This is a genomic window from Corynebacterium sp. (assembly GCF_022712275.1).
GTDB lineage: Bacteria > Actinomycetota > Actinomycetes > Mycobacteriales > Mycobacteriaceae > Corynebacterium.
Genome location: NZ_JALAGU010000055.1, coordinates 23,650 through 44,885 on the forward strand (window position 1 = coordinate 23,650; position 21,236 = coordinate 44,885).

General features: G+C 66.6%; 21 protein-coding genes. 7 read left to right on the forward strand and 14 right to left on the reverse strand.

The annotated features are described in order from the left end of the window. Nucleotides 1-12: 12 nt before the first annotated feature. Together Q0A27_RS14655 and miaB are read right to left on the reverse strand one after the other, a co-directional pair. Nucleotides 13-804, reverse strand: coding sequence for a hypothetical protein (locus Q0A27_RS14655; protein WP_291476569.1), 792 nt, complete (start codon nt 802-804; stop codon nt 13-15). Next, nucleotides 797-2,356 (reverse strand): tRNA (N6-isopentenyl adenosine(37)-C2)-methylthiotransferase MiaB, encoded by a 1,560-nt coding sequence (gene miaB / locus Q0A27_RS14660; RefSeq protein ID WP_291476679.1) that lies wholly within the window; start codon nt 2,354-2,356, stop codon nt 797-799. Before miaB ends, Q0A27_RS14655 begins: the two co-directional genes overlap by 8 nt. 208 nt (nt 2,357-2,564) lie before the next feature. Between miaB and Q0A27_RS14665 the strand changes: the two genes are divergently transcribed. The 4 genes from Q0A27_RS14665 to Q0A27_RS14680 are packed head-to-tail and all read left to right on the forward strand — an operon-like array spanning nt 2,565 to nt 5,852. Then, nucleotides 2,565-3,293, forward strand: a complete 729-nt coding sequence (locus tag Q0A27_RS14665; RefSeq protein WP_291476680.1) for an amino acid ABC transporter ATP-binding protein — start codon at nt 2,565-2,567, stop codon at nt 3,291-3,293. Nucleotides 3,294-3,304: 11 nt separating this feature from the next. Then, nucleotides 3,305-4,198, forward strand: a complete 894-nt coding sequence (locus Q0A27_RS14670; RefSeq protein ID WP_291476571.1) for a glutamate ABC transporter substrate-binding protein — start codon at nt 3,305-3,307, stop codon at nt 4,196-4,198. Nucleotides 4,199-4,218: 20 nt separating this feature from the next. Beyond that, complete coding sequence (locus tag Q0A27_RS14675; RefSeq protein WP_291476572.1) at nt 4,219-4,908, forward strand: amino acid ABC transporter permease; 690 nt, start codon at nt 4,219-4,221, stop codon at nt 4,906-4,908. Further along, nucleotides 4,908-5,852 (forward strand): amino acid ABC transporter permease, encoded by a 945-nt coding sequence (locus tag Q0A27_RS14680; RefSeq protein ID WP_291476573.1) that lies wholly within the window; start codon nt 4,908-4,910, stop codon nt 5,850-5,852. Before Q0A27_RS14675 ends, Q0A27_RS14680 begins: the two co-directional genes overlap by 1 nt. A 10-nt stretch (nt 5,853-5,862) precedes the next feature. Here the strand turns inward: Q0A27_RS14680 and Q0A27_RS14685 are convergent, their stop codons facing one another. The 3 genes from Q0A27_RS14685 to Q0A27_RS14695 all read right to left on the reverse strand — a co-directional run bounded on the left by Q0A27_RS14685 (nt 5,863) and on the right by Q0A27_RS14695 (nt 8,005). Then, on the reverse strand, nt 5,863-6,480 hold the full coding sequence (locus Q0A27_RS14685; RefSeq protein ID WP_291476574.1) for a regulatory protein RecX: 618 nt from the start codon (nt 6,478-6,480) through the stop codon (nt 5,863-5,865). Nucleotides 6,481-6,483: 3 nt separating this feature from the next. Further along, complete coding sequence (gene recA, locus Q0A27_RS14690; protein ID WP_291476575.1) at nt 6,484-7,629, reverse strand: recombinase RecA; 1,146 nt, start codon at nt 7,627-7,629, stop codon at nt 6,484-6,486. Between the two features lie 169 nt (nt 7,630-7,798). Further along, complete coding sequence (locus Q0A27_RS14695) at nt 7,799-8,005, reverse strand: DUF3046 domain-containing protein (RefSeq protein ID WP_291476577.1); 207 nt, start codon at nt 8,003-8,005, stop codon at nt 7,799-7,801. Nucleotides 8,006-8,110: 105 nt separating this feature from the next. Between Q0A27_RS14695 and Q0A27_RS14700 the strand changes: the two genes are divergently transcribed. Genes Q0A27_RS14700 through Q0A27_RS14710 form a run of 3 tightly spaced genes read left to right on the forward strand, consistent with a single transcriptional unit; the run spans nt 8,111 to nt 10,094 of the window. Further along, nucleotides 8,111-8,758 carry a biotin transporter BioY gene (locus Q0A27_RS14700; protein ID WP_291476579.1) on the forward strand — a complete coding sequence of 216 codons (648 nt, stop codon included), beginning with the start codon at nt 8,111-8,113 and terminating at the stop codon, nt 8,756-8,758. After that, nucleotides 8,758-9,465 carry an energy-coupling factor ABC transporter ATP-binding protein gene (locus Q0A27_RS14705; protein ID WP_291476581.1) on the forward strand — a complete coding sequence of 236 codons (708 nt, stop codon included), beginning with the start codon at nt 8,758-8,760 and terminating at the stop codon, nt 9,463-9,465. Before Q0A27_RS14700 ends, Q0A27_RS14705 begins: the two co-directional genes overlap by 1 nt. Then, nucleotides 9,462-10,094, forward strand: coding sequence for an energy-coupling factor transporter transmembrane protein EcfT (locus Q0A27_RS14710; RefSeq protein WP_291476582.1), 633 nt, complete (start codon nt 9,462-9,464; stop codon nt 10,092-10,094). The genes Q0A27_RS14705 and Q0A27_RS14710 overlap by 4 nt, the downstream gene beginning before the upstream one ends. Nucleotides 10,095-10,097: 3 nt before the next feature. On the opposite strand, the gene Q0A27_RS14715 is transcribed toward Q0A27_RS14710, so the two are convergent. The 9 genes from Q0A27_RS14715 to dapA all read right to left on the reverse strand — a co-directional run bounded on the left by Q0A27_RS14715 (nt 10,098) and on the right by dapA (nt 21,169). Next, nucleotides 10,098-10,943, reverse strand: a complete 846-nt coding sequence (locus tag Q0A27_RS14715; protein WP_291476584.1) for a PspA/IM30 family protein — start codon at nt 10,941-10,943, stop codon at nt 10,098-10,100. 55 nt (nt 10,944-10,998) lie between these two features. Next, complete coding sequence (locus Q0A27_RS14720; RefSeq protein ID WP_291476587.1) at nt 10,999-11,409, reverse strand: helix-turn-helix transcriptional regulator; 411 nt, start codon at nt 11,407-11,409, stop codon at nt 10,999-11,001. 78 nt (nt 11,410-11,487) lie between these two features. Then, nucleotides 11,488-12,048 (reverse strand): CinA family protein, encoded by a 561-nt coding sequence (locus Q0A27_RS14725; protein ID WP_291476589.1) that lies wholly within the window; start codon nt 12,046-12,048, stop codon nt 11,488-11,490. A gap of 6 nt (nt 12,049-12,054) precedes the next feature. Then, the gene (gene pgsA / locus Q0A27_RS14730) at nt 12,055-12,603 is read right to left on the reverse strand and encodes a CDP-diacylglycerol--glycerol-3-phosphate 3-phosphatidyltransferase (protein ID WP_367273331.1); all 549 of its coding nucleotides are present in this window, start codon (nt 12,601-12,603) and stop codon (nt 12,055-12,057) included. Nucleotides 12,604-12,757: 154 nt separating this feature from the next. Further along, the gene (locus tag Q0A27_RS14735; RefSeq protein ID WP_291476592.1) at nt 12,758-13,813 is read right to left on the reverse strand and encodes a TerC family protein; all 1,056 of its coding nucleotides are present in this window, start codon (nt 13,811-13,813) and stop codon (nt 12,758-12,760) included. Nucleotides 13,814-14,048: 235 nt separating this feature from the next. Further along, nucleotides 14,049-17,390, reverse strand: a complete 3,342-nt coding sequence (locus Q0A27_RS14740; RefSeq protein ID WP_291476594.1) for a DNA translocase FtsK — start codon at nt 17,388-17,390, stop codon at nt 14,049-14,051. A 68-nt stretch (nt 17,391-17,458) separates the two neighbouring features. Continuing rightward, entirely contained in the window at nt 17,459-18,082 is a 624-nt protein-coding gene (locus Q0A27_RS14745) for a TIGR03085 family metal-binding protein (RefSeq protein ID WP_291476596.1), read from the reverse strand. 67 nt (nt 18,083-18,149) lie between these two features. Then, a complete protein-coding gene (locus Q0A27_RS14750; RefSeq protein WP_291476597.1) occupies nt 18,150-20,258 on the reverse strand; it encodes a ribonuclease J in 2,109 nt (702 codons plus the stop codon). An 8-nt stretch (nt 20,259-20,266) separates the two neighbouring features. Continuing rightward, nucleotides 20,267-21,169: a 4-hydroxy-tetrahydrodipicolinate synthase gene (gene dapA / locus Q0A27_RS14755; protein ID WP_014010149.1), complete on the reverse strand. Its 903-nt coding sequence runs from the start codon at nt 21,167-21,169 to the stop codon at nt 20,267-20,269. Between the last annotated feature and the right edge of the window lie 67 nt (nt 21,170-21,236).

Here is a 21,236-nt window from a genome sequence, read left to right on the forward strand (position 1 = left end):
GGTCCCCGGGGATCACTCTTCGTCGGACCCCTGGTGAGCGTCCGTGTCGGCACCCTGGTCCAACTCCCCCGGCTGCTTGTCGCGCTCTTCACGGGCACGTCGGCGGGCGGCTACCCGGGCCCGACGGTCATCGACATCCGTGGTGCGCGGCACAGCCGGCATACCGACCCGCAGCCGCTGCTGGGCGGCCAGTGACTCCTCGTCCTTGTCCGCGGCCTCGCGTCGTCGGGTGTTGATCGCTGACTGGACCGCAGTCCGCCGGAAGACCCGGGTGGACAGGGCGATGACGATGATGAGTAGTCCGAGTCCGGTGAGCCAGAGACCGATACCGGGGCCGGATCCCGGCTCGTCCGGGCCACGGGTGTTGCGCATCCCCACCGCGAGGAAGCAGTAGAAGACGCCGATCCCGCAGACCACCCAGTTCACCCAGCCGACGATCGTCGCCGTGGAGATGAGGGTGGCTGCCGTCAGCAGAATGCCACCGACGAACGCGAGCCAGACGAAGATCCGCTCGGGCATGGTGGTGAGGAACTGGTCGGACCGGTCGCTGAACAGCAGGACATCGTATCCGCGGACCTCACCGGAGTGAGGCAGGAAAAAGGCGATGACCACGAGCAGGACGCCGATGATCAGCGGCACCGTCGCTGAGCCGAGGATGATCGTCCCGGCGGCTCGCCGCTCGGCGCGCGCGAGATCACCACCGGCCTCCTCCGCCAGGGAATCCACCCGCGCATTGATCGCCTCGGTGCGGCGACGCTGCCGCTCCTCCAGGGACGGAGTCCCCTCCTTGGTCACGTCACTCACAGCCGCAGGCTCCTTCGTTGGTTGAACAGCACGCATCCCCGACGGTACCCGCGACCGGGACAGGGGGCGCTCCGATTGTCGGCAGGCCGAGTCCGACACCCACCGGGGCGGTGGTCGGGGTCTTCCCGGTCTCCGCCATGTCCCCGGCACGGGTGCGGCGGTGGGACAGGACACCGTCGTCGGCGGTGAGGAAATGCGGGGCGGCGCCGGTGACGGCGACCTCCACGACATCACCGGGACGGATCTGGTCCGCGAGTCCGCCAGGGGTGAAGTGCACCAGACGTCCGTCGCGGGCGCGCCCGGTCATCCTTCGTGTGCGGTCGTTCTTGCGTCCGCCACCGGCCTGGACGAGCAGTTCAACGGTGCGTCCGATCTGCTTCGCGTTCTCCTCGCCGCTGATCCGCTCCTGGAGTTCCTCGAGACGCTCGTAGCGGTCCTGGACGACGGCCTTGGGCACCTGGTTGTCCAGCTCGGCGGCCGGGGTACCGGGACGCGGCGAATACTGGAAGGTGTAGGCGCTGGTGAAACGGGACTCCTCGACGACGCGCAGCGTCTCCTGGAAGTCCTCCTCGGTCTCTCCGGGGAAGCCGACGATGATGTCGGTGGTGATCGCGGCGTCCGGCAGCCGTTCCCGGACCTTGTCGAGGATGCCGAGGAATCTCTTCGACCGGTAGGACCGGCGCATGTCCTTGAGCACCTTGTCGGAGCCCGACTGCAGCGGCATGTGCAGCTGCGGGCAGACGGCCGGGGTCTCCGCCATCGCGTCGATGACGTCGTCGGTGAACTCGGCAGGGTGCGGGCTGGTGAAACGGAGCCGCTCGAGACCCTCGATCTCCCCGCAGGCGCGCAGCAGCTTCGAAAAGGCGCTGCGGTCGCGTTCCAGTGAGGGATCCGAGAAGTGGACGCCGTAGGCGTTGACGTTCTGGCCCAGCAGGGTCACCTCGGTGACACCCTGGTCGACCAACGCCCGGACCTCAGCGAGGATGTCGCCGGGACGACGGTCCTGCTCTGTGCCACGCAGCGAGGGCACGATACAGAAGGTGCAGGTGTTGTTGCAGCCCACGGACACGCTCACCCAGCCGGCATAGGCGGACTCGCGCTTGGCGGGCAACACCGAGGGGAACTGCTCGAGGGCGTCGACGATCTCGACCTCGGCCCGGGCGTTGTGGGCGCTACGTGACAGCAGGGTCGGCAGGGAGCCGATGTTGTGGGTGCCGAAGACGACGTCGACCCACGGGGCGCGGGAGACGACGGCGTCCTTGTCCTTCTGGGCCATGCAGCCGCCCACGGCGATCTGCATCCCGGGGTGGGAGGCCTTGACCTTCTTGAGCTGACCGAGGGTGCCGTAGAGACGGTTGTCGGCGTTCTCGCGGACCGCACAGGTGTTGAAGACGATCACGTCCGGGGTGTCGCCCTCCCCCACAGGCACGTAGTCACTGTCCTCCAGCAGACCGGAGAGTCGCTCGGAGTCGTGGACGTTCATCTGGCAGCCGAAGGTACGGACCTCGTACGTGCGGGCAGGGGCGTCCGGCGTCGAGACCGCCGGAGTCACCGGCGCATGAGCGTTCTGGTAGTCAACCACGTCAGCACATTCTAGTGCAGCGGAGCTCAGGTACCGAACGGGTGGACTGACGGTGAACACCACCGTCTGCAGCCACCGGTTCCGGTGTTTCACCACCGTTAAATCTGGTGCGCCGAATCACATTCCACCCCGATAGCAGTAGGCTGCAACTATGACAGCAACAGAGAATGCCAACAGCATGATCCGCCTCACCGGGGTGAACAAGTATTTCGGCGACTACCACGCGTTGACGGATATCGACCTAGACATACCCGCCGGTCAGGTTGTCGTCCTCCTCGGACCGTCAGGATCCGGCAAGTCGACCCTGTGCCGCACGATCAACCGCCTGGAGACCATCGACTCCGGTGAGATCTACATCGACGGCGTTCTCCTGCCGGAGGAGGGCAAGGACCTGGCAGCACTGCGCTCCGAGGTCGGAATGTGTTTCCAGCAGTTCAACCTCTTCAGCCACATGACGATCCTCGACAACGTCACCCTGGCACCGATGAAGGTCCGCGGCATGTCCAGGAAGGACGCCGAGGAGGAGGCCCACGCCCTGCTCCGCCGGGTCGGTATCGACGCCCAGGCCGACAAGTACCCCGCCCAGCTGTCCGGTGGTCAGCAGCAGCGTGTGGCCATCGCCCGGTCCCTGGCCATGCGCCCGAAGGTCATGCTCTTCGACGAGCCGACCTCCGCACTCGACCCGGAGATGATCAACGAGGTCCTCGACGTCATGGCCTCACTGGCCGCCGAGGGCATGACCATGGTGTGTGTCACCCACGAGATGGGCTTCGCGAAGAAGGTCGCCAACCGGGTGCTCTTCCTCGCCGACGGCAAGATCGTCGAGGACTCCACCCCGGACAAGTTCTTCACCGACCCGGAGAGCGACCGGGCGAAGGACTTCCTAGCGAAGATCCTCGGCCACTAGGAGAGGTGCAGATGAGTACACGCAGATTCCTCCGCAGAGTGACCGCCGCGGTCGTTGCGACGGCCGGTGCCCTGGCACTGGCGTCCTGCGGCTCCACCGAGGCCCGGTCGCTGCTCGACGACATCGAGAGCGGCCACGTCACCCTCGGCACCAAGTTCGACCAACCGGGGCTCGGTGAACGTACCCCGGACAAGGAGTTCATCGGTGTCGACACCGATGTCTCCCGCTACGTCGTCAACTACATCGCCGACAAGAACGGCTGGGACCACCCGGACATCACCTGGCGTGAGACCCCGTCTTCACAGCGCGAGACACTGATCAACAACGGCGAGGTCAACATGATCGCCGCCACCTACTCGATCAACGCCGGACGCTACAAGGCCGTCGACTTCGGCGGGCCCTACCTGGTCACCCACCAGGCTCTGCTCGTCCGCGGCGACGCCGGCATCAGCAGCCTGCAGGACATCGCCGACGGAACCCGGCTCTGCTCGGTCTCCGGCTCCACTCCGGCGCAGAAGGTCAAGGATGCGCTGCCGAAGGTGCAGCTCCAGGAGTTCGACACCTACGCCGCCTGCGCCGAGGGCGTGAAGCAGGGCGTGGTGGACGCACTCACGACGGACGCCACCATCCTCGCCGGCTTCGCCGAGCGCTACAAGGAGCGCTACGGCGACGATTTCAAGGTCGTGGAGCTGAAGAACGAGGACGGCTCCTACTGGACCGACGAGAACTACGGTGTCGGACTGCCCAAGGGTGACGGCGCCGACCGGGACGCGGTCAACGAGGCTCTCACCGACATGTGGGAGTCCGGCGAGTTCCGGAAGATCATCGACGAGTACCTCGGCGAGGACTTCGATCCCGGTGACATGCCGGACATCGGAGACCTCTCGTTCCTGGACGAGAGCTAGAAAGGGAGGTGGCGTAACCAATGAGTTCCGAACTCTGGGCCGATATGGGCCCACAACTGTGGTCGGCGTTCTGGATGACGATCAAACTGACCGTCGTCTCGGGCATCGGTGCCCTGATCCTGGGCACGATCCTCACCGCCATGCGTGTCTGCCCGGTGGGCATCCTGCGCACCGTGGCCACGGCGTACATCAACATTGTCCGTAACACCCCGCTGACACTGATCATGCTGCTGGTGTCGCTGGGACTGTACTACCAGATGAATCTTCTGCTGGCCTCGAACTCGAGCACGTCGTTCATCGTGGACCAGAACTTCCGCCTGGCCGTGCTGGCCTTCGTGGCATACACCTCGACCTTCGTGGCTGAGTCGCTCCGGTCGGGCATCAACACCATCCCCTTCGGCCAGGCCGAGGCGGCCCGTTCACTGGGGCTGACCTTCATGCAGAACTTCCGCTACGTGATCTTCCCCCAGGCGGTGCGTGGTTCGATCGTGCCACTGGGCAACACCCTCATCGCCCTGACGAAGAACACCACCATCGCCTCGGTGATCGGTGTCTCCGAGGCATCCCTGCTGATGAAGACGATGCAGGAAAACTACGCCAGTGACCTGTATGCCATCTTCGTCATCATCGCTGTCGGATTCATGATTCTCACCCTGCCCACCGGACTCTTCTTCGGCTGGGCGGGCAAACGATGGGCGGTGAAGCGCTGATGTCCACCACCCGCGCAACAGTTCTCTATGATGCTCCCGGCCCGAAGGCGGTCCGGATCAACCGGATTCTCACCGTCATCGTCGCTCTCCTCCTCCTCGCCATCCTGGCGTCGGTCCTGTTCGTCCTCGGTGACAAAGGCCAACTCGACGCCGACAAGTGGAACATCTTCCTCTACGGCAACACCTGGACAACCTACATCCTCCCGGGCCTGTGGGCCACGGTGAAGGCCGCGGTCCTGTCCATCATCCTCGCTCTCATCGTCGGTGCCGTGCTCGGTATCGGACGCCTGTCGACCCACCGGTCGATCCGGTGGATCTGCTCGGTCATCGTCGAGGTCTTCCGCTCCATCCCTGTGCTGGTGCTGATGCTCTTCGCCTACGCACTGTTCAGCGAGTACGCGCTGTTCCCCTCGTCTCAACTGGGCTTCGCCGCCGTGGTCTTCGGTCTGACGATGTACAACGGCTCGGTCATCGCCGAGACGCTGCGTTCCGGTATCGAGTCCCTGCCCAAGGGCCAGTCCGAGGCCGCCTTCGCCCTGGGCCTGTCATGGGGTCAGACGATGCGCAAGATCCTGCTGCCGCAGGCGGTGGCCGCGATGATGCCGGCCATCATCTCGCAGATGGTCATCGCGCTGAAGGACTCTGCCCTCGGTTACGCCATCGGCTTCGTCGAGGTCGTCCGCTCCGGCCGTCAGCTCGGCGAGTACTACGGTGCACTGTTCCCGTCGCTCCTGGTGGTTGCCGCCATCATGATCATCATCAACTTCGGTCTGACGAAGCTGGCCGAGCGTATCGAGCGTCAGCTCCGCGCCGGTCGTGCCCGTCGCAACCCGGTCGCCAAGGTCCCCCACCAGCCGGACCGTCAGGGTCTGGAGACCAAGGACGAGGCCCTGGTCGACTGGCACGATCCCTCGCACAAGGATCTGCGCGGCACCTTCGAATAAGGGATGTCAGTCAACCGCCCAGTTCGCTGATCCTGGCGTCCAGGGCGGCACGGGCTGCGTCCATACCGGCTCCGGCGGGGAATCCCCGGCGGGCAGCGACGCCGACGATGCGCCGCAGTGCCTTCTCGTACTCCGCCCGGTCCGCGGGAACGGTCTTCACCGTTGCCGCTTTCTTCGTCACCAGGGCCTGCAGGATATCCTGCTGGTCCTCCTCGGTGACCTGACCGAGGGCGTCCTCGATGATGGCCGACGCCACCCCCTTGTCCCGCAGTTCGCGACGCAGCACCGACACAGACTTCTTCTGGTTGTGCTGGCGCTGCCGGACCCACTCATGGGCGAAGCGTTCGTCGTCGAGCATGCCGTTGTCCAGGCAGCGGCTGACAACCGTATCCACCAGCCGGGGGTCCTCCCCCTCCTCCAGCGACTCAGTGAGCCGGCGGCGCAGTTCCGCCTCCGAGCGGTCCCGGTGGTTGATCAGCCGGGTGGCCTTGGCGACCAGAGGTGCGAGTGCCTTCTCCAGCTCGCGGTCGACAATCGGCTCCACCTGACCCTGGCCGACCTCGGAGACCGCCTGCCGTAGCCGGTCCATCAGCTCCGGGTCCGGCTTCCCCGGCTTCTCCCCGGTCACGGTCTAGTCGTCGTCCTCGTCGTCGTCGAAGGTCGGCACCACGTCGATCGGGGCATCGGCCGGATCCATGTCCATACCGGGCACGTCCATCGGGGTATCCTCCTCCGCGGAGGCGTCCGCCTTGGCGTAGGGGCCGACCTTGAGAGCGCGCATGATGCCGTCCTCGATCTCGACAGAAAGCTCCGGACTCTCCTTGAGGAATTCGCGGGCCTTCTCCTTGCCCTGGCCGAGCTGGTCACCCTTGTAGGTGTACCAGGAGCCGGACTTCTTGATCAGGCCGTTCTCCACGCCGAGATCGATGATCGATCCCTCGCGGGAAATGCCCTCACCGTAGACGATGTCGAACTCGGCGATCTTGAACGGCGGGGAGACCTTGTTCTTGACGATCTTCATCTTGGTGCGGTTGCCCACCGCGTCCTGACCGTCCTTGAGGGTCTGGATGCGGCGGACGTCGCAACGGACCGACGCATAGAACTTCAGGGCCTTACCACCGGTCGTCGTCTCCGGGGAACCGAACATGACGCCGATCTTCTCGCGGAGCTGGTTGATGAAGATCGCGGTGGTGCCGGTCTGGCTGAGCGCACCGGTCATCTTGCGCAGCGCCTGGCTCATGAGCCGGGCCTGCAGACCGACGTGGCTGTCGCCCATGTCCCCCTCGATCTCGGCCTTCGGGGTCAGTGCGGCGACTGAATCGACGACGATGATCGAGATCGCACCGGAGCGGACCAGCATGTCGGCGATCTCCAGGGCCTGTTCACCGGTGTCCGGCTGGGAGACCAGCAGGTTGTCGGTATCCACACCCAGCTTCTTGGCGTACTCGGGGTCCAGGGCATGCTCGGCATCGATGAAGGCGGCGATACCGCCGGCCTTCTGTGCCTCGGCGATGGCATGGAGCGCCACGGTGGTCTTACCTGAGGACTCCGGGCCGTAGATCTCCACGACACGGCCGCGGGGGAAGCCGCCGATGCCGAGGGCGACGTTGATGGCGATGTTTCCGCTGGGGATGACCTGGATCGGCGGGCGCTCGTCATCGCCCAGGCGCATCACGGCGCCCTTGCCGTAGTCCTTCTCGATCTGGGCCATCGCCAGGTCGAGCGCCTTCTGCCGGTCGGTGCCTGCCCCGCCCGGGCCCTTCTTCTTTGCAGCCATGGTTCTCTCCTTCACGTGTGTACGGGCTCAGACCCTGCGGACTGTCCCGGGACAGGCCCGGTTGACCTGCCCCACTGTTCTAAGACTCCGCAGAGCCCTCCGTGGTTCACCACAGTTGTACCGTCACCACCGGACCACCTGAGACAGTACACGAACACCTATTCGAATGTCACTCATCCTCGCCGAGCCGGCGCTCCTCCGGGACATCGAAGTCGTCACACAGTGCCCACCACAGCTCACGGAGATCGTGCCCCTGCTCGATGAGCTGGGCCGATGTCGCCCCGAGACCCGAGAGGACATGGGACCCCGCAATCCAGGATCCGAAGGAGTCGCCGAACTCCCCTGCGACCAACCGGTCGAATTCTGTGCGACGCATGACCACCACGCTAACAGAGCACCGCACACCCCTCCGCCGCGTCCCCGCGTTACCTCGGACACCGTTGCTTGAACACCGTACAGTCAGCAGACTAGACTCCTTCGCATGTCGAACAGAATTCCCGTCGCGCGCACGTCACGGACTGTCAGTGCCGCCGATATCGCGGTCATCGCCGCCTTCGCCGCCCTGATCATCGTCCTCGGTGCGGTCTCAATCCCCGTCGGCAGTGCCGCTGTGCCGATCGTCCTGCAGAACATGGGGGTCCTCATGGCCGGCATGATCCTCGGCTGGCGCCGCGGCAGCCTCGCGGTCCTGCTCTTCCTCGGCGTCGGTTTCCTCGGCGTCCCGAACATGGCGGGCTGGACCCCCGCCCTGACCTCGGTCTCCGGCCCGACCGTGGGTTATCTCGTCGGCTACGCCATCACCGGCATCCTCGTCGGTGCCCTCTGCGAACTCGCCCCGCGCCGCCCGCAGTGGCTGCAGGTCACCTGGTTCATCGTCGCCGGAGCCATCTGCGTCGGTGTCCAGTACCTGTCCGGTTCCGTCGGTCTGATGCTCCGCACCGACATGGACTTCGGCGCCGCCCTGGTCTCCAACGGCCCGTTCATCCCCGGAGACGCCGCCAAGGTCGTCGTCGCTGCGCTGGTCTCCGCCGCGGTCCTGCGTGCGGTACCCGACCTGCGTCGCGACCGCCGGGCCCGTACCTCCGCCACCGACCGGGACCCCGAACTCCCCGCAGCAACGGTCGCCTGATGCCCACCCTCTCCTCACCTGTCACCTTCACGGACGCCGGCGTCACCGTCGACAACCAGGTCCTTCTGCACCCCGTGAGCTGCACACTGGGCGAACAGCGCATCAGCATCATCGGGGCCAACGGCTCCGGGAAATCCACCTTCATCCGGATGATCAACGGCCTGACCACCGCCACCACCGGACAGGTCACGGTCGACGGTCTCGATGTCACGAAAAAGGGCCGGAAGGTCCGCCAGCGCGTCGGATTCCTCTTCTCCGACCCGGACAACCAGATCATCATGCCCACCGTCGCCGAGGACGTCGCGTTCTCACTGCGGGGCACCGGGCTGAACCGCGCTCAGACCGCGGATGCGGTCGCTGAAGCACTCGCGTCGGTCGGGCTCTCGGGCAAGGAAGACCAGTCCCCGCACCTGTTGTCCGGAGGTGAGAAGCAGATGCTCGCCCTCGCGTCCGTGACAGCACTCGAACCCGCCGTCATCGTCGCCGACGAGCCCACCGGCCTGCTCGACCTCGTCAACCGTAACCGGCTGCGTCGCCGCTTCGACGCGCTGACCCAGCAGCTCATCGTCGTCACCCACGACCTGGAACTCGCAGCGGACGCCGACCGTACCCTGTGCATCGACGACGGCCGGATCATCGACGACGGCTCCCCCGCCGAGGTCATCAGCGGTTACATCGACCGGATGGAACGGCGGGCACTGCTGTGATCAGTCCCTCCCGCGTCCCCCTGGGGCTCTACGTCCCGGGCACCAGCATCGTCCACCGTGAACGGCCGGGTATCAAGATGCTCGTCCTGGCGGTTTTCCTCGTCACCACGGCGATCGTCGTGAAATCCTGGCCGGCGGCGGTCGGCTGCCTCGTCGCGGTCGTCCTCGTGACCACTGTGATGGCGCGGGTACCGCTGCGGGCACTGCTGCGACAGCTGACCCTGGTCCTGCCGATCCTGCTGGCGGTGGGTCTGCTGCTGTGGTGGCGCACGACCGGTGAGAAGGCACTGACCACCGTGCTCGTGCTCCTGGCGTCCATCTCCGCGGCACTGCTCGTCACGTTGACGACACGCGTGGCGGCGATGATGGACTCCTTCGGGAAGGGACTGCGTCCCTTCGGCCGGTTCGGGCTGCCGGTCGACCAGATCAGCCTGGCGCTGACCCTCACCCTCCGGTTGATCCCCCTGCAGGTCCAGATGGTCGGAGAGGTCCTGGACGCGAGAAAGGCCCGCGGATCCCGGTCCGCGGGCCTCTCCCCGGTCGCTTTCGGCGTCCCCGTCATCGTGCGGACGATCCTGCGGGCCCGGGGCGTCGCTGACGCCCTGCGGGCCCGTGGTGCCGCGGACTGACGGCTACTCGCCGCGCAGCTGCCGCATCTTCTCGGCGACGGCGTCCGCGCTGACGTTCTGCGCGGTGGGCTGCTCCGCGTCAGTCTGGGACTGACCGATGGCCTGCTGGTCATTGCCCTCCACGGCGGCCGGCTGGTTCATCTCGGCGCGCAGCTGCTCGAGGCGGGAATGGCCGGCCATCTGGACGCCGGCCTGCTGGACCTCGGCCATGCGACCCTGGACGGAGTTCTGGGCGAGCTCGGCCTGGCCGAGGGCGTTGGAGTAGCGGCGCTCGATCTTGTCCCGCACCTGGTCGAGGTTCGGGGTGCTGCCACCGGCGACCTGGTCCATGGTCTGGAGAGACTCGGCGACCTTCTCCTGCATCTTCGCCTGCTCCAGCTGGCTGAGCAGCTTGGTGCGCTCGGCGGCCTTCTGCTGCAGCTGCATGGAATTGCGCTCGACGGCCTTCTTGGCCTGGTCCGCCTGCTGCAGAGCCTGGTCGTGGAGGGTCTTGAGGTCCTCGACAGACTGCTCGGCGGTGACCAGCTGGGCAGCGAATGCCTCGGCGGCGTTCTCGTACTCGGTCGCCTTCTGGTTGTCCCCACCGGCCCGTGCCTGGTCAGCCAGGGTCAGAGCCTGCCTGGTATTGGCCTGCAGCTTCTCGACCTCCGCGAGCTGACGGTTCAGCTTCATCTCGATCTGGCGCTGGTTGCCGATCACCGCAGCGGCCTGCTTGGAAAGCTCCCGGTGCTGGTTCTGGGCCTCCTGGATGGCCTGCTCGATCTGCACCTTCGGGTCGGCGTTCTCCTCGATCTTCGAGTCGAACAGGGCCATGAGGTACTTCCACCCCTTGGTGAACGGGTTAGCCATGGGTTGCAACGTCTCCTTTGACGGGGATTTCACCAGCGATAACGCGCCGAGTATATCAGTGCGGCTGACCGGCCTGTGCGGCCTGGGCGTGGTCCATCCCGGCGGCCAGCTCTGCGGCGGCGACATCGAAGGCCATCATCTCCGCAGCCTCCAGGATCAACCGGGACACATTCACGCCGAGTGCGTGGCAGATGCTCGCGAGCAGTTCCGAGGACACTTCCTTGCGTCCACGCTCCAGCTCGGAGAGATACCCCGGGCTGACGTTCGCGGCGACCGCGAGATCACGCAACGTCCGTCGGGCGTCCTCACGGAACGCCCGGAGCGTGGTCCCCAGCGCCTCACGCAGCAGCGGTTCAGCGACGGTCGGGACGACCGGGGTGGTCGTGACTTCATGGACATCGTTGACGGTGGCACCGGCCCGCAGATCCGGGTGCCTGGGCTCGAGAAGTGTCGTGTGGTTTGCCATCACTATCTCCAACGGACGGTGGAGCGGTTATGTTCCCACGAGTTTACCCGGCATGCCGGCCACCGCACCATGAAGGGCTCACAGCGGATCCGCTGCACGGTCCGCCACCGCCGCACACACCAGTTCCAGGGCGCGGCGCACGGTGTGACGACGGATCGCGTCCCGGATCCCGGAACCCGCGTCGACCAGGGCATGCCAGCCGTCATCCAGGGCGGTGACCCGCGGTTCCCCACCGTCGAGGTCCCGGCACCAGACACCGAGCCACACCTCGCCGACAGGATGACCGTCCTGGCTGTCGGGTCCGGCCACCCCCGTCACCCCGACGCCCAGATCGGCGTCACAGTGCTGCGCGGCTCCCCGTGCCAGTTGTCCGGCGACCGTAGGGTCCACCGGGCCCTGTCGGTCCAGCAGGGCGTCGTCCACCCCCGCCAGCGAGTGTTTGAGGTCGGTGGCGTAGACCACCAGGCCCCCGCGCAGCACATTCGATGCTCCGGGAACGTCGGCGACCGTCCCAGCGAGAAGACCTGCGGTCAGTGATTCGGCGGTGGCGAGGGTGAGCCCAGCCTCCCGGCACAACGTCACCACCCGCGTAGCGGCACCGGCCGTCTCCTCCCCCGCCCCGGACGCCGGCACCGTCATCGTCGGTCAGTTCTCCGGACGGTTCCGGGAGTCCAGCAGGTACTGGACACCGGTGATCACGGTGACCGCCACAGCGAGGAGGATCAGCGGGACGGTGATCCAGTCGGTCCAGTCCGGCAGCGGGGCGATGACCATCGCGACGGCGAAGGTCTGGAGGACGGTCTTGAGCTTGCCGCCCTTGGATGCCGGAACGACCTTGCCACGGCGTGCCAGTGCCATGCGCCAGAACGTGATGCCCAGCTCACGGATGACGATGACGATCGTCACCCACCACCACAGGTCACCGAGGATGTTGAGGGAGACCATGGCCGAGATCATCAGCGCCTTGTCGGCGATCGGATCAGCAAGCTTGCCGTAGTCGGTGATCACCTCGTAGCGGCGGGCCAGGAACCCGTCGAGCTGGTCGGTGCCCATGAGCACGCAGAACGCGACCAGGGCCCACCACCGCAGTGGTGTGTCCAGCTCACGGGAGCCGTCGAGCGGACCGGCTGCGATGAGCAGCCACACGAACACCGGGATAAGGAGGATCCTGACCGTGGTCAGGACGTTCGGCACGTTGTACCTGTGCACGGCCTTCCCCACGGTCGACCGCTTCTCTCTCCGGGAGGGTCGCCCGCCATGCTGCGTCTGTCGCTCTGTCTCCTGCACGCCCCTCACACTACCCGTCCGCCCGTGAGGTGGGCGTGGCGAGGGCACCCCGTGCAGGTCGTCAGTCCTCGTGTGCGGGCTTCTCCGCCCCGGCATCCTCGAGGACGTGCCGTTCCGGACGTTCCACCACGGCGTTGCGGGACTTGATGAGACTGGCCACGACGGTGATCACCAGCACGCTGACGATCACAAGGAGAGAGGCGCTGGTGGAGATATCCGGGGCCCCGTGGATGCCTTCGCCGCCGTTGATGAACGGAAGGTTGTTCTCGTGGAGGGCATGGAGGACCATCTTCACACCGATGAAGGCCAGGATGACGCCCAGACCGTAGGGGAGGTAGACCAGTCGCTCCAGCAGACCCCCGAGCAGGAAGTACATCTGGCGCAGGCCGAGCAGCGACAGGGCGTTGGTCGTGAAGACGATGTACGGCTCCTGGGTGATGCCGTAGATCGCGGGAATCGAGTCCAGGGCGAACATCACGTCGGTGAGCCCGATGGCCACCAGGCAGACAGCCAACGGGGTCAGCATGATTCTTCCGGCCCGACGCAGCGTCAGCTTGTCGGACTCATAGCCCTCGGAGACCGGGATGACCTTCCGGATGAATCTGATGATCTTCATGTCGTTCGGGTCGGTCTCCGGGACGTCCCTGACCTCGTCCAGCACGGTCTTCGCCGCGATGATCAGCAGGAAGAGCCCGAAGAGGTAGAACACATCCGACCAGGCCTCGATGATCGCGGCGCCCATGGCGATGAACAGACCACGGAACACCAGGGACAGTGCGATACCGATGAGCAGCACCTTCTGCTGGTACCTGGGCGGCACCTTGAACGAGCCCATGATCAGGGCGAAGACGAAGAGATTGTCGACGCTCAGCGCCTTCTCCGTGACATAGCCGGAGAAGAACTCCATGCCGTGCGCGTGCGGGTCACCCGGCTCACCCCAGGTCACCCAGAGGAAGACGCCGAAGGCGACGGACAGAAGGACGTAGAACAGGGTCCAGAATCCGGATTCCTTCATCGACGGGGCATGCGGTGTGCGGACATGCGAGTAGAAATCGAAGATGAAGAACCCGGCGATCACCGCGATAGTGATGATCCAGGTGAGAGCGTTGACTTCCATGACGGAATATCCTCCGGTCGCGACAGTTCGTTGACCGGAGGTCTCCCCCACCACGGTGCACCCTCACGCGGGGCGGTACGTGGCCGACACGACCGGGTGGACGCCACACCCACTACGGAGCAGACGGACGGTGACCACCGTGTTGACGATCTGTGTCGCGGGCGGGGTACTCCCCTCCATGACAAGAAGCGAGTCTAGCAGAGCCACCCCCGGAACCCACCGGGGGTGAAGCCTCTCAGAACACCCCGCCGGTGCCCGAGGCATCCGCCCGGGCCACACGGACCGCGGGGTCATCCGACCCGGCGTCGGGGGCGGAACCGGAGTCAGTCTCCACTGCAGCGGTACCGTCCGCGGCGTCCTGCCCGTCGAACAGTTCCTTCGGCGCGTCGGCCGGGTCAGCACCCTTGATCATCCAGATGACAGTATCCAGCTCCTCCGGTTTCACCAGGACCTCGCGGGCCTTCGATCCCTCGGACGGGCCGACGACACCACGGGTCTCCATGAGGTCCATGAGACGACCCGCCTTGGCGAAACCGATGCGCAGCTTGCGCTGCAGCATCGACGTCGAGCCGAACTGACTGCTGACCACGAGCTCCACAGCCTGGATCAGATCCTCGAGATCGTCACCGATGTCGGCGTCGATCTCCTTCTTCGCCTCGACGGACTTGTCTTCGGTGACACCGTCGGTGTACTCCGGATCAGCCTGGTCCTTCGCCGCGTCCACCACGGCCTGAACCTCCTCGTCGGTGACGAAGGCACCCTGCAGGCGCTTCGGCTTGTTCGCCCCCTGCGGGATGAACAGGCCGTCGCCCATACCGATGAGTTTCTCGGCGCCGCCCTGGTCCAGGATGACGCGGGAGTCGGTGAGCGAGGACGTCGCGAAGGCGAGGCGCGAGGGCACGTTCGTCTTGATCAGACCGGTGACCACGTCCACGGAGGGGCGCTGCGTCGCGAGCACCAGGTGAATACCGGCGGCGCGGGCCTTCTGGGTGATACGGACGATCGAGTCCTCGATCTCCTTCGGGGCGGTCATCATCAGGTCGGCAAGCTCGTCGACGACACAGACGATGTAGGGGTAGGGACGGTACTCGCGCTCGGAGCCGGCCGGGGTCTCGAGCTCACCGGAGATGATCTTGCGGTTGAAGTCCTTGATGTGGCGCACTCGCGCGGACTTCATGTCCAGGTACCGCTGCTCCATCTCCTCGACCAGCCAGGTCAGCGCGGACGCGGCCTTCTTCGGCTGGGTGATGATCGGGGTGATCAGGTGCGGGATGCCCTCATAGGGGGTCAGCTCCACCATCTTCGGGTCGACGAGGATGAGGCGGACCTCCTCCGGAGTGGCCCGGGTGAGGATCGAGACCAGCAGCGAGTTCACGAAAGCCGACTTGCCGGAACCGGTGGAACCGGCCACGAGCAGGTGCGGCATCTTCTGGATCGAGTGGGCGACCATGTCACCTTCGATGTCCTTGCCCAGACCGATGACCATCGGGTCGGGGTCCTGGGCGACAGACGGGGCGTTGAGCACGTCGCCGAGCCGGACCATCTCGCGGTCGGTGTTCGGAACCTCGATACCGACCGCCGACTTCCCCGGGATCGGGGTGAGCAGGCGGACATTGTCGGTCGCGGCAGCGTAGGCGATGTTGGACTGCAGGTTGGTGATCTTGGAGACCTTCACGCCCGGGCCGAGCTCCACCTCGTAGCGGGTGACTGTCGGGCCACGGGAGAATCCGGTGACCTGTGCGTCCACCTTGAACTCCGTGAAGACCTCGGTGATCGCGGCGATCATCCGGTCGTTGGCGGCGCTGTGGGTCTTCGGCGCGTCGCCGGGGACGAGCAGTTCCGTCGACGAAGGCAGGATGTAGTCGTCCTCGGACGCGGAACGCGCCGGCGTCCCGGACGCCGCGGCAGGATCCGCAGCCGCCGGACGTCGGGTGGCGACCTCTGCGGCGTCGACCCCCGAACGGGCGGCGATACGCCGACGGGCCTCCTCCATGGCGGCAGAGGGACGCGACGCCGGGGCGGGTTCAGCGACCGGAGCCGGGACAGGTGCGGCCTGCGCGACCTCGACCTCGTCGGTGCCGTAGTCGTCGTAGCCGACGTCGTGGTTGTCGTCGACCGGAGCCGAGGCCTGCGGGACCGGGGCGTCGTACTCGGAATCACTCAGCGGGGCGTCCCCGAGGTACTCGGTCTCCGCCGACGCGAGGGTCTCGTCGACCGGGTAGTTGTCCATGGGGCTGCCGGCCGAAGGAGCCTCCGGCGCGGCGGGCGTGACAGGCGATGCCGGGGCAGGACGCTCCGGGTGCGCGAAGTTCCGGGCGGCGGGCCGCGGCCGACGCACCGGGGTGCGGTCGACCGGGCGGGCATCGCTCCGGTACCCGTCGTGGTCGGGCATCGGCCCCTCGTCGAACGGGTCATCCTCGGCGTCGTAGTCGTCATAGGCGTAGTCCTCACGACGTGCGGACCGCGCACCGCGTGAGACACCCAGCCAGGAGGTCACCGAGCGGTAGAGCTGCGCGACCGTCATTCCGGTGAGCTGCAGTGCACCGTAGACGATGATCAGCAGCAGCAGCGGAACGGCCAGGAACGCGCTGAAGCCGACGGCCATCGGGCTGCCGACGACGTTGCCGACCATGCCACCGGCCGTGGCACGACCCTCCACGTCGTCCGGCTGCCCGGCGAGAATGTGGAAGACCGCGAGGACGCCGACGACGATGAGTGCCAGTCCGATCCCCAGACGCACCCGGGAACGCTGTGTCACCTCGACGCCGACCATGAACACCCAGCCGGCGCCGAGGAGCAGCACCGGGACAGCATAAGCACCGGCACCGATGAGCCAGGTCAGGGCGAAGGCCACGCCGGAGCCGACTGCGCCACCGATCCCGAACCACAGGGCCGCAGCGAGGATCACGGCCAGCGCAAGGCTGACGAAGGCGGGGCCGTCGTAATTACGGCCGATCAGCACCTTTTCCGGACCTTCAGCGGCTTCTGCCGACGCTGCAGCATCGGCAGCGTCGTCTGGCGCGCTCAGACCACGTGCCGCAGCACGGTCCATCACCGTGGTGGGGACGGCATCCTGCGGGCCGGCCTGACTGTCCTCGGCCGCACGACGACGGGAGCTCGACTTCCGGCCGGCCGGGCGGGCGTCCTCCGCATCGCGCGACGATGATCGGTCGTCCGGGTGGGCGGAACCTCCGGAGCGTCGAGAGGACTTCTTCCGTGCAGGGGTCTCCCTGGCGGGGGCGTCGTCGACGACGTCCATCACCAGGTCGTCATCGGGATCCCCCTGGAGGGATACCTTGCGGGCCAGACCGCCGAGGCCGCGCGCGGCGCCACCGAACATCGAGCCGAGTGAGGACCCGACCACGCCGAAGGCGCCGGAGGTGCGCTCGAAGTCGCTCGTGTCGTAGCTCGGAGTACGCCGCGTCGGACGCGAGGACGGGGAGGTACGGCCGGTACGGCCAGACCGGCCGGACCCACCGGGGCGTCCGGAGGACCCGGAGGACCCGGAGTTGGCGGAACTCCGGGAGGTCCTGGTGGACCGCGACGTCGAGGTACTGCTGCGGCTGGTCGTAGGCATGCCAGCCAGTCTAACCCGATAACAACTTCTTCAACAGTTGCAACACGCGTCACATCCGTAACTGCCCGTCAGAGGTCCCGTCGGGCGACCTTCTCCACCGGCCCAGCGAACGTCAGGTCGCAGGCCTTGTCCCGACCGAAAACCCAGAGCGTGAGCTCCGGAGCAGCACCTGTCACCGTGACATCGGGCGTCCCTCGACCCACCGTCACCGTGTCCCCGTCGCCGCCGGCACCGTCGGTCCGTACCAGGCGCACGGTCGGGCCCGAGGGGATGATGAGCCCGCGCGAAGCGAAGCCCGTGGCCCGCCACAGGGCGTCGCGCGTCTCCTTCGGCAGCGCACGGGGAAACCACTCCCCTCCCCCACGGCGGACATCCTCATGATGGACGAAATTCTCGGTGAGGTTGGCGAACCGGTCCACCAGGCGCATCGGATTCCACCTCGGCGGTCCGTGCCGGTAGGACGCCACCAGGTCCTCGTACGGGCGGGCCGACACGTCCCCGGTCACCTTCTCCAGGTGTGTGCGCGCCGGACCGAGGAACATTCCGGCGGCGGCGTCCGGCCGGTACTCACGCACCACGAGGTGTACGGCGAGGTCCCTGGTGGTCCACCCCTCGCAGAGGGTCGGGGCGTCCGGTCCCACAGACAGGAGAAGGTCCGCCAGGGCAGTGCGTTCATCACGGGAGACTGTCATGTCTCCGGATGCTACGCGCTGTCCCGGCGGACCGCTGTGGCTGCTGTGATGTCAGCCAGGTGTTCCCCTACAGGGAGGGGGCGTGATCCTCGGGATCGAGTTCCTCGACGACCTCGCTGGTCATCGGGACGATCGTCGGGATGATCATCGGCTCGCGCTTCCACTTGTCCTTGACGAACTTGGCGACCTTGCGGCGCAGGGTCTGCGCCATCCGGTACGGGTCATTCTCACCCTGGCCGGCGAGATCGAGCATCGCGTTGTCGACGACCTCTGCGACCTGCTTCATCATCTCCTTCGAGCCCTCGGAGAAGCCCTTGGCCACGACCTGCGGGTCCTCCAGCGGACGACCGCTGCGGTTGTCGATGACCACCGTGACCGAGATCAGACCGCCCTCGGACATCTGGGTGCGGTCCTCGATCTCCTCGGCTCCGACGTCACCCATGGTGACACCGTCGACGTAGAGGTTGCCGACCGGAACCTGGCCGACGACCTTGGCGTGGCCGTTGACGAGGTCGACGACGACACCGTTCTGCGCCAGGACCGTGTTGTCCGGGTTCACACCGGTGGAGATCGCCAGCTCGCGGTTGGCGCGCAGGTGGCGCCACTCGCCGTGGACCGGCATGGCGTTCTTCGGACGGGCGGCGTTGTAGAGGAACAGCAGCTCCCCGGAGTAGCCGTGGCCCGAGGTGTGGACCATCGCGTCCTTGCCGGTGATGACGGTCGCACCGATCTGGGACAGCATGTTGATCACACCGAAGACCGCCTCCTCGTTGCCGGGGACCAGCGACGAGGACAGGATGATGAGGTCACCCGGGCGGATGGTGATCTGGCGGTGCTCGCGGCGGGCCATACGGGACAGGGCCGCCATCGGCTCACCCTGGGTACCGGTGGTGATCAGCACGACCTTGTGCGGCGCGAGGCGAGAGGCCTCATCCATCGAGACGATGGTGCCGCGCGGGGCGGTGAGCAGGCCGAGACGCTCGGCGATCTCCATGTTGCGGATCATCGAGCGGCCGTTGAAGGCGACCTTGCGACCGGCCTTGACGGCGGCGTCGACGGCCATCTGCACACGCGAGACGTTCGAGGCGAAGGACGCCACGAGGACGCGCTGCTTCGCGTTCGCGATCAGACGCTCCAGGGTCGGCGCGATGCCGGCCTCGGACGGGGACACACCCGGGGTGGTCGCGTTGGTGGAGTCACAGAGCATGAGGTCCACGCCCTCGTCACCGAAGCGGGACAGGGCCGGAAGGTCGGTCGGGCGACCGTCGGCCGGGGTCTGGTCCATTTTCACGTCACCGGTGTGGATCAGCAGGCCGGCCGGGGTCTTCAGCGCGATACCGAGGCACTCCGGGATCGAGTGGCCCACATTGAAGAACCGCACGTCGAAGGGACCGCGCTTCTCATGGGAGGTGTCGTCGACCTGGATCAGCTTCGGACGCTGGCGGTGCTCCTGGCACTTCGCGGCAATGAGCGCACAGGTGAAACGGGAGGCGATGATCGGGATGTCCGAGCGCTGCTTGAGCAGCCACGGGATCGCACCGATGTGGTCCTCGTGACCGTGGGTGACGACCAGTGCCTCGACCTTGTCCCACTTGCCCTCCAGGTAGGAGAAGTCCGGCAGGATCAGGTCGACGCCCGGCTCACCGGAGGACGGGAAGAGCACGCCGCAGTCGATGATGAGCAGCCGGTCGTGGTACTCGAAGACCGTCATGTTGCGGCCGATCTCGGAGATACCGCCGAGCGCGACGAGACGCAGGCCGTCCTTCGGGGCCTTCGGCGGCTTCGGCAGGCGCTGGGTCAGATCCGCGCCCTGCATGGTCTGCACGGCGTTGCGGCGACGGTCGCCGCCGCGGTTTCCACCGTTGTTGCTGCGGTTGTTCTGACCGCCGCGGTTGCGGTTGCCGCCCTTGTTGTCGTTGTTGTCGTTGCGGCTGTTGTCATTGCGCTCGGAACGGTTGCCGCGCGAACGACGGGAACGGTTGCGGTTGCCGCCCTGGGAGTTCCGGCCCTCGTTGCCGGACTCCTTGGCCGGCACGGACGCCCCCTCGGACTGGGCGGCGTCGGCGACTCCACCGTCGTTGAAGGCGGGGGTGCCTGCCGCCGGGGCGGCGGTCTCCGCGCTCGGCGGAGCTGCCTTGCGGGTCACCTTGCGGGCCCGGGAGCGGTTGTCAGTCATTCGTGTCCTTACACGCCTGCGGAACGCAGGTCTTCTTCAAGCCGGGAGTATTCCTCCGGCGTCGGTTCGATGATCGGCAGGCGCGGTGCGCCCACCTCGATCCCCTGGAGCTTCAGTGCCGCCTTCGCGAAGGTCGCACCACCGAGCCGGCCCTGCGCCGCCATGAGCGGGCGCAGCCGGTTGGAGATGGCGCGGGCGCCGAGGATGTCCCCGGCGTCGACAGCGTCACGGAGGGCACGGAGCTGGGCGGGAGCGGCGTGGCCGATCACGGAGATCAGGCCGGTGGCGCCGACTGCCAGCCACGGGACGTTGAGAGGGTCATCCCCGGAATACCACGCGAGACCGGTCTCCTCCATCAGCTCCATACCGGCTGCCAGGTCGCCTTTGGCGTCCTTGACGGCCCGGATGTTCGGGTGGGCCGAGAGCCGACGCAACGTGTCCGTCGCGATCGGGACGACCGACCGGGAAGGGATGTCGTAGAGGCAGATGGGGGTGTCGACCGCGTCAGCCACAGTGGTGAAGTGCCGGTAGAGGCCTTCCTGGCTGGGGCGGGAGTAGTACGGGGTGACCACGAGCAGACCGTCCGCACCGGCCGCCTCGGCGGCCTTCGACTGCGCCACGGACTCCGCGGTGCTGTAAGTGCCGGATCCGGCGACGAGTTTGACGCCGGTACCCAGTTCGGAACGGATGGCCTTGAGCAGGTTGAGCTTCTCATCAGGGGTGATGGTCGGGGATTCCCCGGTCGTACCGCCGATGATCAGAGCGTCGAGTCCCTTGTCGACCAGGTGCCCTGCGAGGGCGACTCCGGCGTCGGTGTCAAGGTCACCGTCCTTCGTGAAGGGGGTGACCATCGCCACCGAGACCGTGCCGAAGAACTCAGCGCCCGACGTCGCTGCAATACCTGTGCTCATGACCCCACAGGTTACCGTCCCCGAGGGCGTTCGTGTGTACCGGGGTACGGTGGGTCGCCGGTCGGCG